General features: G+C 55.8%; 14 protein-coding genes. 6 read left to right on the top strand and 8 right to left on the bottom strand.

Annotated elements, in window-relative coordinates; translation table 11 throughout:
- Positions 1 to 5: 5 nt before the first annotated feature.
- Both AC0YN4_RS22060 and AC0YN4_RS22065 read right to left on the bottom strand, forming a co-directional pair.
- Positions 6 to 2,429, bottom strand: coding sequence for a 3-hydroxyacyl-CoA dehydrogenase/enoyl-CoA hydratase family protein (locus tag AC0YN4_RS22060; RefSeq protein ID WP_475836798.1), 2,424 nt, complete (start codon positions 2,427 to 2,429; stop codon positions 6 to 8).
- Positions 2,430 to 2,443: 14 nt separating this feature from the next.
- Positions 2,444 to 4,804 carry a (Fe-S)-binding protein gene (locus AC0YN4_RS22065; protein WP_475836933.1) on the bottom strand — a complete coding sequence of 787 codons (2,361 nt, stop codon included), beginning with the start codon at positions 4,802 to 4,804 and terminating at the stop codon, positions 2,444 to 2,446.
- 283 nt (positions 4,805 to 5,087) lie between these two features.
- Between AC0YN4_RS22065 and AC0YN4_RS22070 the strand changes: the two genes are divergently transcribed.
- Positions 5,088 to 5,876, top strand: coding sequence for an electron transfer flavoprotein subunit beta/FixA family protein (locus AC0YN4_RS22070; protein ID WP_475836799.1), 789 nt, complete (start codon positions 5,088 to 5,090; stop codon positions 5,874 to 5,876).
- Between the two features lie 46 nt (positions 5,877 to 5,922).
- Entirely contained in the window at positions 5,923 to 6,948 is a 1,026-nt protein-coding gene (locus tag AC0YN4_RS22075; protein WP_475836934.1) for an electron transfer flavoprotein subunit alpha/FixB family protein, read from the top strand.
- Between the two features lie 423 nt (positions 6,949 to 7,371).
- Here the strand turns inward: AC0YN4_RS22075 and AC0YN4_RS22080 are convergent, their stop codons facing one another.
- The 6 genes from AC0YN4_RS22080 to AC0YN4_RS22105 form a co-directional block, all read right to left on the bottom strand.
- Positions 7,372 to 7,842, bottom strand: coding sequence for a GNAT family N-acetyltransferase (locus AC0YN4_RS22080; RefSeq protein WP_475782634.1), 471 nt, complete (start codon positions 7,840 to 7,842; stop codon positions 7,372 to 7,374).
- A 102-nt stretch (positions 7,843 to 7,944) separates the two neighbouring features.
- Complete coding sequence (locus AC0YN4_RS22085) at positions 7,945 to 8,187, bottom strand: hypothetical protein (RefSeq protein ID WP_475836800.1); 243 nt, start codon at positions 8,185 to 8,187, stop codon at positions 7,945 to 7,947.
- Positions 8,188 to 8,221: 34 nt separating this feature from the next.
- Complete coding sequence (locus tag AC0YN4_RS22090) at positions 8,222 to 8,527, bottom strand: Dabb family protein (protein WP_475836801.1); 306 nt, start codon at positions 8,525 to 8,527, stop codon at positions 8,222 to 8,224.
- Between the two features lie 72 nt (positions 8,528 to 8,599).
- On the bottom strand, positions 8,600 to 9,022 hold the full coding sequence (locus tag AC0YN4_RS22095) for a GNAT family N-acetyltransferase (protein ID WP_475836802.1): 423 nt from the start codon (positions 9,020 to 9,022) through the stop codon (positions 8,600 to 8,602).
- Positions 9,013 to 9,564 (bottom strand): histidine phosphatase family protein, encoded by a 552-nt coding sequence (locus AC0YN4_RS22100; protein WP_475836803.1) that lies wholly within the window; start codon positions 9,562 to 9,564, stop codon positions 9,013 to 9,015. Before AC0YN4_RS22100 ends, AC0YN4_RS22095 begins: the two co-directional genes overlap by 10 nt.
- 218 nt (positions 9,565 to 9,782) lie before the next feature.
- The gene (locus AC0YN4_RS22105; RefSeq protein WP_475782639.1) at positions 9,783 to 10,391 is read right to left on the bottom strand and encodes a DUF2238 domain-containing protein; all 609 of its coding nucleotides are present in this window, start codon (positions 10,389 to 10,391) and stop codon (positions 9,783 to 9,785) included.
- Positions 10,392 to 10,507: 116 nt separating this feature from the next.
- On the opposite strand from AC0YN4_RS22105, the gene AC0YN4_RS22110 reads away from it, so the two are divergent.
- The 4 genes from AC0YN4_RS22110 to AC0YN4_RS22125 all read left to right on the top strand — a co-directional run bounded on the left by AC0YN4_RS22110 (position 10,508) and on the right by AC0YN4_RS22125 (position 14,155).
- Positions 10,508 to 10,708, top strand: a complete 201-nt coding sequence (locus tag AC0YN4_RS22110; RefSeq protein ID WP_475782640.1) for a hypothetical protein — start codon at positions 10,508 to 10,510, stop codon at positions 10,706 to 10,708.
- 137 nt (positions 10,709 to 10,845) lie between these two features.
- Positions 10,846 to 12,120 (top strand): threonine ammonia-lyase IlvA, encoded by a 1,275-nt coding sequence (ilvA, locus tag AC0YN4_RS22115; protein WP_475782641.1) that lies wholly within the window; start codon positions 10,846 to 10,848, stop codon positions 12,118 to 12,120.
- 222 nt (positions 12,121 to 12,342) lie between these two features.
- Positions 12,343 to 13,527, top strand: coding sequence for an MFS transporter (locus tag AC0YN4_RS22120; protein ID WP_475782642.1), 1,185 nt, complete (start codon positions 12,343 to 12,345; stop codon positions 13,525 to 13,527).
- Between the two features lie 22 nt (positions 13,528 to 13,549).
- Complete coding sequence (locus tag AC0YN4_RS22125; RefSeq protein ID WP_475782643.1) at positions 13,550 to 14,155, top strand: TVP38/TMEM64 family protein; 606 nt, start codon at positions 13,550 to 13,552, stop codon at positions 14,153 to 14,155.
- Positions 14,156 to 14,161 lie beyond the last annotated feature (6 nt).

Here is a 14,161-nt window from a genome sequence, read left to right on the forward strand (position 1 = left end):
GCTCGCTAATTCCGCAGCGGCTTACCCGTTGCAAGCATATGCCGCATCCTCGCCTGCGTCAGCGGCTCGCCGCACAAGCTGAGGAACGCTTCGCGTTCCAAATCGAGCAAATACTGCTCGCTCACTTCCGCGCCAGGCGCGGCATCGCCTCCGGCGAGCACATGCGCGAGCTTGCGGCCGATGCGCACGTCATGCTCGCTCACTTGCCCGCCAAGGCGCATCGCGTCGACGGCCAGCTGCAGCACGGCACGGCCTTCGCGCCCCGCTACGCGGATGCGGCCTCCCGCAGGCTGCGGCGTGTAGCCCGCTTGATCAAGCTCAAGCACGCGCCGCTTCGCCTCGGCCACGCGACTCTCGCCGCGGATAATGACGCGATCCTGCGGCCGCATCAGGCCGATGCGCTGCACGTCATAGCCGCTGCCGGATGTCTTCGCCATCGCGATCGTCTCGAACAGCGCATTCACATGCGGCTGCAGATCGCCTCCCGCTCCGGCGCGCGAAGCCGCCATAGCCGCCGCTTCCTTACAGCCGCCTCCGGCAGGAATAAGCCCTACGCCGGTCTCGACGAGACCATAATACGTCTCTGCGGAGTAGATGATTTCATCTGCCGGCAAGCAGGCTTCCACGCCCCCGCCAAGCGTCATCCGATGAGGCGCAGCAACGACAGGACGATCAAGCCGTTTGAGCAGCAGCATGCTGTCCTGGAATAAGCGGATGATATCGTCCACCTCGTCGAAGTCACCGTTCTGCGCTTCCATCAGCAGCATCATCAGGTTAGCACCGACACAGAAGTGACGACCCTCATTCGCGACGACAAGTCCGCGCCAATTGCGGCTGACCTCGTCTGCGCTCTGGCGAATCGCCGTCAGAATATCTCCGCCAATCGCATTGTTCGGCGAGTGGAACGCCAAGCAAGCGACTTCATCGCCCAGATCGAGCAGCGATGCGCCGGAATTGCCCATGATCACTTTGCCCGCCCGTTTAAGGCCGGCCAGCGAAATAACATCCGTTTCTTCCGGCTGCAGCCGATATTCCTCGCGATTCACATAGAACCTTCGCTGTCCCTCTTCCTTGTAAAAGCTCGTGTTCCCCGAAGCCAGCCACTCGGAGAGCCACGTCGGAATATCATCGCCCTCGGCGCGCATCCGCTGTACCGACCGTTCGAGCCCAATGGCATCCCACAACTCAAAAGGTCCAAGTTCCCAGTTGAATCCCCAAACGAGCGCGCGATCCACATCATGAACCGTATCCGCCACAACGCCGATCTGCCTTGCCGCATAGAGCAGCACCGTCTTGATCGACTGCCAAGCAAACTGCGCGTAGCGGTCATTCGTATCCGTGAAGAGCAGCGCTTTCACCTTACCGGCTGCGCCTTTGGCCGACTTCGACGCTTCAATAATCGGCGAATTCACGCTCTTCTTCGGGGCGTACGTCATCGTATCCAGCTGCAAGGTTTCAATATCGCTGCCTCCGCCGGGCCGTTTGATTTTGCGATAGAATCCGGCTCCCGCCTTCTCCCCAATCCATCCGCGCGCAACCAGCGCTTCAAGCTCCGCAGGCCTCGTGAACGCTTCTTGATCAATCGCATCCTCACTGCGCTCCCGCACATTATCGACAACATGGAGCAGCGTATCGAGTCCGACCAAATCAAGCATGCGGAACGTCGCCGTCTTCGGCCTCCCCATAGCAGGACCTGTCAGGGCATCCACCTCATCGACGCTCAGGCCGAATTGCTTCATGGCCGCAATCGTAGTCAGCATGCCATACGTTCCGATCCGATTGGCGATGAAGTTCGGCGTGTCCTTCGCGATCACGACACCTTTGCCAAGCTGTAGTTCGCAGATGCGGGTCAGCCGACTCATCACAACAGCATCCGTATCCGGTCCCGCCACAAGCTCAACCAACTTCATATGCCGAGGTGGATTGAAGAAATGTGCTGCTGCAAAATAATTCCGAAACGCTTCGCTCCGCCCCTCCGACATCGCGGCAACCGACAGCCCGGAGGTGTTCGTCGTAATGAGCGTCCCCGGCTTCAGCACCTTTTCCACTCGGGCAAACACATTGCGTTTCACGTCGAGCCGCTCCACTACAGCTTCAACAATCCACTCCACGCCGGCCAGCTTGGCGAGATCATCCTCCAGATTGCCTGCCGTAATCCGCTGTGCGAATGCCAAATCATACAGAGCAGGCGGCTGCTGGCCCGCCAGCTTTGCAATGCTTGCCGCCGCCAGCCTATTGCGGACACTTCGATCCTCCAGCGTCAATCCGGCACGGCTTTCCTGTTCGGTCAACGCGGCAGGCGGCACGTCGAGCAGCAGCACGCTAATGCCAGCATTGGCAAGATGAGCGGCGATGCCGGCTCCCATAACCCCCGACCCAATTACAGCCGCGCGGCGAATTGGTGTCGACCGTGAAGCTCGTACTCCCACATAGCTCCCCCCTTTTAAGTAACAGTGCTTGCTTGCGATTTGCCGAAAACACTCTCGGCGAGCAGTTCCGCGACATCCCTTGCTCGTACCTTCTCCTCCACGCCAAGCTGCTTGATGCCATCCTCCATCATCGTGAGACAATACGGGCAAGCCGAACCGATGACCGTTGGCGAGGTTTCCAGTGCCTGTGAGGTTCTGGCCTCGTTAACCCGCAGACCGGTGCGTTCTTCCATCCACATCAGGCCTCCGCCGGCTCCGCAGCACATCCCGTTCTGCCGGCTTCGCTCCATCTCCACCAGGTTGACGCCGGGTATCGCGCTGAGCACCTGACGCGGCGCATCGTAGATGCCGTTATACCGACCCAAATAACAAGAATCGTGATACACAATCCGTTCCTTCACTTGATGTAGAGGCCGCAGCTTACCTTGTGCAACAAGCCGGGCAAGCATCGTAGTATGATGCTCGACGACGACCGAAGTGCTTAGGCCAAAGTCGGTATACTCATTTTTCAGAGAGTTAAAGGTATGCGGGCAAATCGTCACGATCCGCCGAATGCCATATCGCTGCAGCGTCTCGACATTATCGCGGCAAAGCGTCTGGAACAGCAGCTCGTTGCCCATCCGCCGCGCAGTATCCCCGGAATTTTTCTCTTCGCCGCCTAGCACGGCGAACGGGATACCAGCCTCCTGCAACAGACGGACGAAAGCAAAAAGCACCTTACGGCTTCGCTGATCATAAGCCCCCATCGTGCCGGCCCACAGCAACAGCTCCGGCTGCTCGCCCTGCCGAACGGCTTCCTGCATCGTGCGTACGGGCTTTGCCGTTTGACTGCCATTCCCGCCGGCACCTCCACCGCTTAGAACAGCTGCTTCTGCGTCGTATGCCTTCAGCCATGCTGAGCGTTCGCCGCGCGGAAGCCCCCACGGATTGCCCTGCCGCTCGATATTGTTCATCGCGCGCTGGCCTTCTGCCGGAATGCGGCCTTCCATGAGGACGAGGTAGCGCCGCATGTCGATGATTTTGTCCACGTGCTCATTGCCTACGGGGCACTGTTCCTCGCAGCTGCGACACGTGGTGCAGGCCCACAGCTCCGACTCCGTCATCACCTCGCCGATCAGCGCCACTTCCGAAACCGTTGTGTCCTCGTGCACGTTCCATGCTTGCTGCTGCACGGTCATCGTGGGCTCGATCGTAGTCATCGTTGCCGCCGAATGGTGGACGTTGCTGCTGCGCTGCACCCATATCGGCGTTGCGCTTGTCATCACATGCGCACTCGTTTGCAGCTTATTCACTTGCCCGCCGAATGAAGGTACCCAAGGGGACTTGGAAGTAATCGCCGCCCCTTTCTCGGTCAAGTGGTCACGCAGCTTCACGATGAGATGCATCGGTGACAGCAGCTTGCCGGTGTTTGAAGCGGGACAAACGTTGGTACAGCGCCCGCATTCGACGCATGCGTAGAGATCCAGCAGCTGTTTGGACGTGAATTGCTCCACCGTGCCGACGCCGAAGGACTCCGCTTCCTCATCCTCCAGATCGAGCGGCACCAGTTTGCCTGGGGGCGTTTTGCGGTGAAGCCACAGATTAATTGGCGCTGTCATGATGTGAAAATGCTTCGACTGCGGCACATACACCAGAAATGCCAGGAGCACCGCATAGTGCAGCCACCAGAACAGCTCATAGAAAACCCTTCCCACAGCAGCCGTCATGCCGATATCTCGCAGCGCTTCCGCTATGGTGGAGGAAACGGGAGCATGGCTCGTGTAAAGGGAATTCGCTTGGAGCTGCAGTTGCCCCGCCGCATGCAGTCTGTCAAACGATTGCGTGAGGAGAACCGTAACCATCAGTCCGCCAATAAACCAAAGCACGAGGGAAGGTTTCCAGCCCCTCTTGAGACGTCTAATCCGCTCCACGTAACGTCGAAAACCGCCGTACAGAATAGCCAGAAGGACGAGCAGCACGGTTATTTCCTGAGACTGGACAAAAGCATCATAAGCCGGCAGCGGCAGCGGTTTCCCGCTAATTCCTTTCCAGATAATATCGATCGCACCGAATTGCAGCATGATAAACCCGTAGAAGATGACGACATGCATAAGTCCGCTGCGAATATCCTTCAGCAGCTTCCGATGGCCGAACACCTGAAGCACCCAATCCCAGCCTCTGCGCGTACTTTCGTTTCCCGTTGCCGCCGATGCGAGCGCTGCGTTCGCCGCGAAGGAAGAGGTATGCAGCATCTCCTCGCGGTTATCATTTTCGGGATCGGACGTATCGTGGGAGGTAGTGGACGGCCGATTGGGACCGCCGCTGCGGCCCATCCTAATGTAGCCGATCCGCCGCATCACAACGGTGTAGAAGCACCAGAGCGCCGTTCCCGTCATCCCTGCAAAAAGCAGCCATCGCAACAACGCCGCAAGCAGATGCGTACTTAAAAACCCCACAAGGATCCCTCCTTTTCTGGAATCGCGGAGTGATTCAGTATATGTCCTCTTAAGCGGTAACATGCGGAAAGGGCTCCATTGAAGGCGCCCGCTGCGGTCTATTTTAAGGGCCAAGTTCATAAGGTAACACTGGGCGAAGCATGTATAGATGGCTTAGTTTAACGTATTCGGACACGGCGCGGCCGTATGACTGATACGAACGATCGGGAGGTGTTTGGTACCGATGCAAGTAGTGGTTTTGATAAAGCAAACCTTTGATACGGAGGAAAAAATCGAGCTCGTTGGCGGGGCTGTATCCGAGCATAGCGTGAAATACATCATTAATCCGTATGACGAATACGCGCTGGAGGAAGCGCTTCGGCTGCGCGAAACCCATGGCGGCAGCGTCACTGTCGTCAGCTGCGGACCGGAGCGCACCATTGAAGCGCTTCGCACCGGCCTTGCGATGGGCGCCGATGAAGCGGTGCATGTGAGCGAAGAGGGGCTGCAAGGAAACGACCGCGCCATTGCGGCGGCACTAGCCGCAGCCGTGAAGTCGCTGCAGCCAGACCTGCTGCTGGCCGGGCTGTTTGCCGTTGACCGCGGAGCGGGAAGCATCGCCCTGCAGGCCGCGGAGCTGCTGGGTCTGCCGCATGCGTCTGCGGCGCTGAAGATCGAGGTGCGGGACGGCGGCGGTGGCGGTGGTGGACTGACTGCAGTAGTAGAAAGGGATACTGAGTGGGGCTTGGAAACGGTGGAAATCCCCCTCCCCGCGCTCATTACAGCGCAACAAGGGCTGAACGAGCCGCGCTACCCTTCGCTGCCGGGCATCATGAAAGCGAAGCGCAAGCCGCTTCGGCAAGTGACCGCAGCGGAGCTCGGACTCACCGCCGATGACCTGGCGCCGCGGACGGAGCGGGTCGCGCTGCTCGCGCCGCCGGTGCGCGCCGCAGGTCGCAAGCTCGCCGGCACGCCTGGCGAGCAAGCAGCCTCTCTAGCTGATTTGCTGCAGCGTGAAGCGAAGCTGTTCTGAGCACCACTATTTATTCTGTGGAGGTATACGAGCGATGAGCGATCAATTGAAACGAACGGCACTCGTGTATGCCGAGTGCGCGGAGGGCAAGCTGCGGCGCGTGGCGCTTGAAGCGCTTGGCGCCGCCAGGCTGCTGGCCGGAGACGGCGGCAGCGTGCATGCCGTCTTGGCCGGCGGCGGTTCGGCGGCAAGCTCGGCGGCGCTCGCTGCAGCTGCCGCCGAGCTTGCCGCCCGGGGGGCAGAGGTCGTCCATGTCGTTGACGACCCCGCCCTGGCGGGCTTTGCGCCCGAGGCGTTCGCCGCCGCCATCGGCGCAGCCGTTGCTGCGGTGCAGCCGAGCATCATTCTGCTCGGCCACACCGCGGCGGGGCGCGAGCTCGCGCCCCGCGTGGCCGCCGCCGTGCAAGGCGGCCACATCGCGGATGTGACTGCCGTCACCGTGCCGGAGGACGGCGATGTCGCAGACGCGATCTTCACTCGTCCGCTCTACGCCGGCAAGGCGTTCGAGCAGCGGCGAATCGAGCGAGGCGCACCGTGCGTCATCACGGTGCGTCCGAACAACCTGCCCGTCGCGGAGCCGGTCGACGCCGGCAGCGAGGGCACAATAGCGGCGCTGCCTTACACCGCGCCACCTTTATGGACCATTGTCCGCGACGTCGTTCGCAAAGCCAGCGGACGGGTCGATCTTGCCGAGGCGGATATCATCATCGCCGGCGGCAGAGGTGTGCGCAGCGCGGACGGCTTCGCGCCTCTCGAAGCGCTGGCACAGGTGCTCGGCGGCGCAGTCGGCGCCTCGCGCGGTGCCTGCGATGCCGGCTACTGTGATTACGCGCTGCAGATCGGCCAGACCGGCAAAACGGTCACGCCAAAGCTCTACATCGCCTGCGGAATAAGCGGTGCCATTCAGCATCTCGCCGGCATGAGCCAATCCCGCGTCATCGTTGCGATCAACAAAGACCCCGACGCCCCCATCTTCGGCGTAGCCGATTACGGCATCGTCGGCGACTTGTTCGAGGTCGTACCGCTCCTCACCGCGGAGTTCGAGCGGATCCTATCGAATTCGAGCAACTAAATATGTGTAGCACCCAGAACCACACATCCACTCAAATCCGACGAATCTAGCCCATGTGTAACACCCAGAAGCACACATCCACTCAAATCCAACGAATCTAGCCCATGTGTAACACCCAGAACCACACTTCCACTCAAATCCAACGAATCTAGCCCATGTGTAGCACCCAGAACCACACATCCCCCGATGAGCTCAATAAATAAGCTAATAGCTGCTCAAGTCCATCAGCCTGAACGGTACCCATTACCGCACGTTGGTCAGAAATGAGCATTTCTGCTCAAAGAGCGGTCCACCATACCGCTCACACAGCGAAAACAACATTTTTAGCTTAAGAAAGGTACCTGTTACCTCTCTTATACAAATCAAAGGGGTTGCCCTCCATCCGCGAAACCCGGATGACGTGGCAACCCCTTTATCAACATACTAACCAAGCAACTTCCTCATCACATACCAGCTGTCCGTGCCCTCTGAGTAGAAGAGATGCTCCCTCACCTCATACTGCAATCCCGCGTAGAAGTTTACGTTCCCCGGAATCGAAAGCCTAACACCAACTTCGGTTTCCGAGTAGCCGCGTTCGCCTGCAAAAGCCTCCAAGTACGACATGATCTCGCGCCCAATGCCTTTGCCGCGCCAAGCCGGCTTCACGGAAACTCTGCCGATGTACATGTATGTATCCTTGAACGAGTAGACCGCCGTCCCAATCGGTTCAGCACCTTCCCAGACGATTACCGCGCCGCCGCCTGCCTCGATTTCACGGCGAATGCTCTCTTCCGTCTCCCTTAGCGCACCTGATTGCGGTAACAGCTTTCCTTCATACTCCATAAAAGATTCCCGTATCGTACGATGCACGATGCCAAGCTCATGCGGTTCAGCTTGTTTGATTATACGAGTCAATAGCACCACCGCTCCCACAGCCTTGTATCTGGTTCGAAAACCGATGTACAATCTCGTACTCCGCTCTGCCTCGAATGCTGCCTCGAATGCTGCCTCGCATTGCTACTTGAACAGCTTCCTCACGAACCAATATCCCCAGACAACGATCGTAAACAGAAGCATCGCAAGCACCGCACAAGCCAGATAGCCGCCCCATCCCACATGCATCACCAGAAAATAGCTGTCATGGTAGGCAAAGTCCTGTTCAGCCCTATTTTTCAACGCAACAATAGCATACAGGATGACATATACAAGGCCCGGGAAAACCAATGATAGGATGGCGCCAACAGCCTGTCTCCTTGTCATTCCAGTATCCCCTTCCTCCCAATGCGGCTATAACCTATAGTTTCTTAAAATCAATCTCCAGGAATCGGTCAACCTCCGGAATCCATCTGTTCTCTACAAAATCAACATGGACCGGATGCGCGTTATACGTCTCGTAATCCTCCTGGCTGCTGAACACCATGGAGAAGCCATAGTCGTAGTCGTTCTTGACGCTGACTTGCTTAAACACGCTGAACTCCTGCACAACCGGAATCGAGTTCAAGAGACGCTCCCCATCCTTCAAGAACTGCTCCGCCGCAGCCGATCCTTGCTCGTGCTTCAAATTAAAAATAACCATGTGCTGAATGCTTGTTTGATTCATATTGTTGTGCCTCCCAATGTTTAGTGTGATTTATATTGGCCTTGCTTCAAACTACACTCGCCAATGCCGCCCCTAAGTATCCATCGAAAACAACGCAATACCCGATCGTCTAGTCCAGCCCGATCGCGCCCAGAAGCGATTGCCAATCTCGTTGTTCTCCTGGACGAACAGATGACATTTCTGAATACCGGCTTCACGCAGCTTGTCCAGACTCCGCTTCACCAGCTGCCCGCCAATTCCCTTACCACGTTGATCCCGCGACACGGCCACATGATAGATAAAGCCGCGCCTGCCATCATGCCCACCTAATATTGTACCAACCAATTGCCCGCCGCTATCCTCACAGACGAAGCTGCAGCCCTGATTACGCGCTAAGTAGCCTTCGATTTCTTCGCAGGAATCGGCTTCGCTCAGCACCATTCCTTCTGTCTTCAGCCACAATGCGTGAGATTCATCGTAGTCGGCTATTAACATTTCTCTGTAAGTCAGCTCCATAAACGCTCCACTCCAATCAGCTCATCCAGTCGAAACTCCAGTCGGTACACGTCCGGCATCGAGGTACTCTTCCAGAACTCCCAACCATAACGAGCATCAAACGCATGTAAAATCATACTCATCACATTGCCATGCGTACCGACAGCAATGGATCGACCTTGATAATCACGAAGCAGCTTTTTAATAACCGGCACCGCCCGTTGCTGCGCCTGCCTGAAGGATTCCCCGCCGGGAAGCACCGCGTCATGATCTGCGAAGGATCGCTTAATCGCCGCCTGAAACTCGCCCTCTGATAGTGGATAGTCGATGCCATGAAGCTGCCGTTCTCGCAGCTCTTCAAACGAAACAATCGGCAAGCCGCGCTGCTCGGCGATACCCTGCACGGTTAGTGATGCTCTGGCATACGGACTGGAAACGACTGCATCGATAGGTAGGTCTCGCAGAAGCGCCGTTACTCGGTGAACATCCTCTTGGCCTCGTGCGGACAAGCCCCTCGTACGATCTTCCCTGAGCGAATAGGAGGATTCCGCATGTCTAACCATATAAAGCCGCGTATGCAACACGCACCACTTCCCATCTGCTTCTCATACCCATGTCATCCATTATAATCCAAGCTGCCTGCCGGAAACACCCTCTTTTGCATACAAAAATAAGGCGCCACGCTCTCACTAGCCGGACACCGCTCTCGCCGATTCTATAGACAGAACTGTAGTTTCACTCTCATAAACATAGACAATAATAAAAATACGTCTATTATATTCTAAATACCCTCGTGTTTGTACCTATAAATCCACACCCAAAGCATCGTAATTATCGCGCCGTAAAGTGTAACCTCCATATCGTGCTGAGCATCCCACTTGTCCCCCTGGGCACCAAGAAATAAGTTCCCTTTCTCCGGAGGCGCCACAAATACGACCCACATCTCACCAATTTCGTAAATCGCAGCAAAACCAAGAAGCAGCCACGGAACGAGCAGGTAGGACCAGCCTCTGCGCAAACCCGTGACGCCGGTTAATAACTCGACTGCCGGATAAGCAAGCAATAAGCCAAAAGCAAAATGAACTACACGGTCATACTGGTTCCGCTTGAAATCAAACACCTTATGCATGAAGCGATCCAAAGGAGTTACCCCGTATGCGTAATGCGCACCAACTGTATGCAGCAATAGGAAGACCATGATCAGCGTATAGGCGATGTTGTTGAATTTGAAATAGCGATATCCGATTACTAGTGTGATTACCGTCAGGAAGTTCAAAATATTTTCCATCCACCAATCAAAAATATTAACGGGGTAGAGCGCCAGCAGCCCCCACAGAATGACAAACACGATGATGTCGACTTGGAGCCACCGATTGCTTCGAAAAGGCATGTTCATTCCCTCCTCACTGGCATGTTCCCTCATCATTACCGAGCTGCTGGCGAAATATCCTAGGCAAATGCCCGTTGACAATTACCCGGCTTGGGAGTATAACAAGGATAATCGAAATGTTCAAATTCGTTGATGGGAACACGCACATCGCTATGGACAATCCTCAGAGAGTCGGCGCATCGCTGAAAGCCGACGTTTGCCGAGCTATGCTGCATCCTCCCGAAGAAGCCCTGCAGAACACGCCCGCTTCAAGCACGCTTGAAGTTTGGCAAGTAAGCATGGACGGTATCCGCCGTTACACGGAGCGCGTATGGTAGTACGTGACAAAGAGCCGTTTCAGCCTTCGATGATGAAGGTTTTAGCGGAAGTAGGGTGGTAACGCGAGATCAATCTCGTCCCTTGTGGGACGGGATTTTTTTGTTGTTTATACGTATCCGGGGAGGAATGGGCTGTCATGGGAAATGAATGGAATGTTAGCGCGACGATCTCAGTTGGCTTGACCGAAATTGCACAAGCGCAAATGCACGTAAAGGAAGTGGCGGCACGTACACCGCTGCAGCATAACCGAGTGCTGTCCGAGCGCTACGGCTGCAATGTTTATCTGAAACGGGAGGATCTGCAGGTCGTCCGTTCGTTCAAGCTGCGAGGCGCGTATCACTTGATCAAGTCGCTTCCCGAAGAGCGTGTAATGCGCGGCGTCGTATGCGCCAGTGCCGGCAATCACGCCCAAGGCGTCGCTTATTCCTGCCATACGCTCGGTATCCCCGGCAAAATCTATATGCCAAGCACAACGCCTAGGCAGAAGGTCAATCAAGTCGCTTTCTTCGGCGGCGCCGATGTCGAAATTATTCTAACCGGCGATACGTTCGACGATGCATTCAACGAGGCAATCGCAGCGAGCCGCAAGGACGATCTCGCCTTCATTCATCCCTTCGACGATCCGAAGATCATTGCAGGCAACGGAACGATTGGCAAAGAGATCATGGAAGCCATCGAATCTGCACCTGACTTCGTGTTCGTTACGATCGGCGGCGGCGGCCTCGCTGCGGGCGTTGGCGCTTATGTCAAAGCCGTCTCGCCTAGTACGAAGCTGATCGGGATTGAGCCGGAAGGCGCCGCATCCATGCGCGCCTCGCTCGATGCGGGCGAAGTACAGACGATGGATACGATCGATAAATTCGTCGACGGCGCTGCCGTTAAACGCGTAGGCGAACTCACCTTCCGCATGTGCCGGGATATGATCGACGATATTATTCTCGTACCGGAAGGCAAAGCTTGCACAGCGATGCTGGATCTGTACAACGAGAATGCCATCGTCGTCGAGCCGGCAGGTTCACTGCCGATTGCGGCACTCGATCTGTACCGGGATCAAATCGCCGGCAAAACAGTCGTTTGCGTCGTCAGCGGCGGCAATAACGATGTCGACCGTATGCAGGAAATCAAGGAGCGCTCGCTCGTATTTGAAGGGCTGAAGCATTACTTCATGGTTAACTTCCCGCAGCGGGCAGGCGCTTTGCGCGAATTCCTCGATGAGGTGCTCGGACCCGATGATGATATCACTCGGTTTGAATACACGAAGAAGCATAACAAAGACAACGGTCCTGCGCTTGTCGGCATCGAGCTCAAGAACCGTAACGATTATGAACCGCTCGTTGCGCGCATGCACAAGAAGGGACTTAATTTCCTGGAACTGAACAAGGACCCGGTGTTGTTCAATCTCCTAATTTAATGTTTTTGTAAAGCCTGGCCAGCTCCTCCCTTGGAGCGGTCAGGCTTTTTTACTATCTCCCGTTACAACAAGCAATGATCCGCAATTTTCTGGGGAATCCTATAGCGTACCTGCTGTGGGGGCGTCACTTGGATTTTTGTTCCAGCTTGCATATAATGAAGAAGACGTCTGCCCACCGGTGATTGAACTTATGATTAATCTGCCTAAAGGGGATGTGACCTCATGACTACTCGTCTATTCGGCCGTGAAATTGTATTGTTCTCGGTCATTTTATTTCTGGTTGAATTTATCCGCGGCGCTGCTTTAATCAGCTTCCTTCCGATCTTCGGCGAGAAGACGCTCGGCTTGTCTCTGGACATTATTGGCATTGCCATTACCGCTCACTACTTAACCGACACCGCACTCAAAATGGCCATCGGCTATTTGCTCGATCGCTTCTCCATCCGGTTTGTCGTACATACCGGCCTGTTTGCTTCGCTCGTCGGCATTTTCCTCCTGCAATTCGCTCAGCAGCCATGGCTGTTTATTACTGCTGCCGCCTTATATGGCGTTGGCATATCGCCGATTTGGATCGTTTGTCTGACGAAGGTTTCCGAGGATCGCCGCGCCATGCAGATGGGCTTTCTCTACACGATCTGGTTCATCGGCATCGGCTCCGGACCGATCGTGACGAATATTTTGCTCGATCACAGCACGGCTTGGACCTATTATTTGCTGCTTGGGCTGGCGCTTCTCTGTTGGCTGCTCTCCTTGTTCATCAGCAACCGGAAGTCATCCGGCGCAACTTCTTCGCTACCATTACGCGAACAGCTCGTAATACTAAAGGAACGTCTTCGGCATATGCGTCTGCTGCTGCCCGGAATGGTGCTTCAAACGATGGGCGCGGGCATGCTTGTGCCTATTCTGCCGAGCTTTGCCGAGAACAAACTCGGAATGAACGGCGCGCAATATTCTCTGCTCCTACTTGCAGGCGGCGCTTGCACCGTTGCAGGCCTCATCCCCCTTGGGCGTTTATCGGACATCCTCGGCGGGAAGAAATGGTTCCTTGTCTTCGGCTTCGTTATGATCGGTGCAGCCCTTTACTTCCTATCGCTTGCTCCTCCAATGTGGCAATGCATCGTGCTGACTGCCGTTCTTGGCTTGTCGTACGCCACACTGCTGCCTGCTTGGAATGCGCTACTGGCCAATTATGTGCCGCCTAAGCAGCAGGGGCTCGGATGGGGAATCTTCTCTACCGTCGAGGGCATTGGCGGGATGATCGGTCCTGTTGTCGGCGGCACATTGGCTACATGGCAGGGACAATCCGCCGTACTTTGGTACAGCGGAATCATGTATGCATTAATCGGTTTTTTCTACATTTGGTTCCCATTCCGTGCGTTTAAAGACAGCAGCCACGGCAAAACGTGATGAAGCAAGGAGAGAACACGGAATGAATGTTTTGCAAGAATTGATTGACTCCTTTAAGAAAATGGACCTTGAACACCTGCAGCGAACGCTGGAAAGCTACAAAGCATACGGACCGCTGCCGGGTATTCTGCTGCCCTTGGCAGAATCGTTTCTGCCGATTCTGCCGCTGCTCGTATTTGTTGCCGCGAATGCGAATATTTACGGGCTGTGGCTCGGTTCCTTCTATTCCTGGCTTGGCGTTTCCGTCGGATCGATTCTTGTGTTCTGGCTCGCTCGCAAGCTAGGCGGTCATTTCAGCGGCTGGCTTCGCCGCCGTTTCCCAAGAGCCTCGAAGCTGCTCACGTTCATTGAACGCCGCGGCTTTACACCGATCTTTCTATTCGCGTGTTTTCCATTCTCGCCTTCTGCCATCATTAACATCGTATCCGGTCTTAGCGGGATTTCCTTCGGTTCCTTCGTGCTTGCCATCTTGCTCGGTAAAGCGGTTATGATTTTCAGCGTATCGCTGCTGAGCTTCAATATCGGCGATCTGCTCGAAGAACCGTGGCGCATCATCATCACTCTTGTGCTGCTTGTCGTAATGTGGTTTGGCGGCAAGAAACTGGAGTCACGTTATCATCTGAAATAATCCTGG

It is taken from the genome of Paenibacillus sp. J22R3 (assembly GCF_056269305.1).

Excerpts from the sequence above, each read along its gene's own strand:
- AC0YN4_RS22065 (WP_475836933.1), bottom strand. The coding sequence starts at position 4,804 with ATGACGGGAACGGCGCTCTGGTGCTTCTACACCGTTGTGATGCGGCGG.
- AC0YN4_RS22070 (WP_475836799.1), top strand. The coding sequence starts at position 5,088 with ATGCAAGTAGTGGTTTTGATAAAGCAAACCTTTGATACGGAGGAAAAA.
- AC0YN4_RS22085 (WP_475836800.1), bottom strand. The coding sequence starts at position 8,187 with ATGACAAGGAGACAGGCTGTTGGCGCCATCCTATCATTGGTTTTCCCG.
- AC0YN4_RS22090 (WP_475836801.1), bottom strand. The coding sequence starts at position 8,527 with ATGAATCAAACAAGCATTCAGCACATGGTTATTTTTAATTTGAAGCAC.
- AC0YN4_RS22095 (WP_475836802.1), bottom strand. The coding sequence starts at position 9,022 with ATGGAGCTGACTTACAGAGAAATGTTAATAGCCGACTACGATGAATCT.
- AC0YN4_RS22100 (WP_475836803.1), bottom strand. The coding sequence starts at position 9,564 with ATGGTTAGACATGCGGAATCCTCCTATTCGCTCAGGGAAGATCGTACG.
- AC0YN4_RS22105 (WP_475782639.1), bottom strand. The coding sequence starts at position 10,391 with ATGCCTTTTCGAAGCAATCGGTGGCTCCAAGTCGACATCATCGTGTTT.
- AC0YN4_RS22110 (WP_475782640.1), top strand. The coding sequence starts at position 10,508 with ATGTTCAAATTCGTTGATGGGAACACGCACATCGCTATGGACAATCCT.
- ilvA (WP_475782641.1), top strand. The coding sequence starts at position 10,846 with ATGGGAAATGAATGGAATGTTAGCGCGACGATCTCAGTTGGCTTGACC.
- AC0YN4_RS22120 (WP_475782642.1), top strand. The coding sequence starts at position 12,343 with ATGACTACTCGTCTATTCGGCCGTGAAATTGTATTGTTCTCGGTCATT.
- AC0YN4_RS22125 (WP_475782643.1), top strand. The coding sequence starts at position 13,550 with ATGAATGTTTTGCAAGAATTGATTGACTCCTTTAAGAAAATGGACCTT.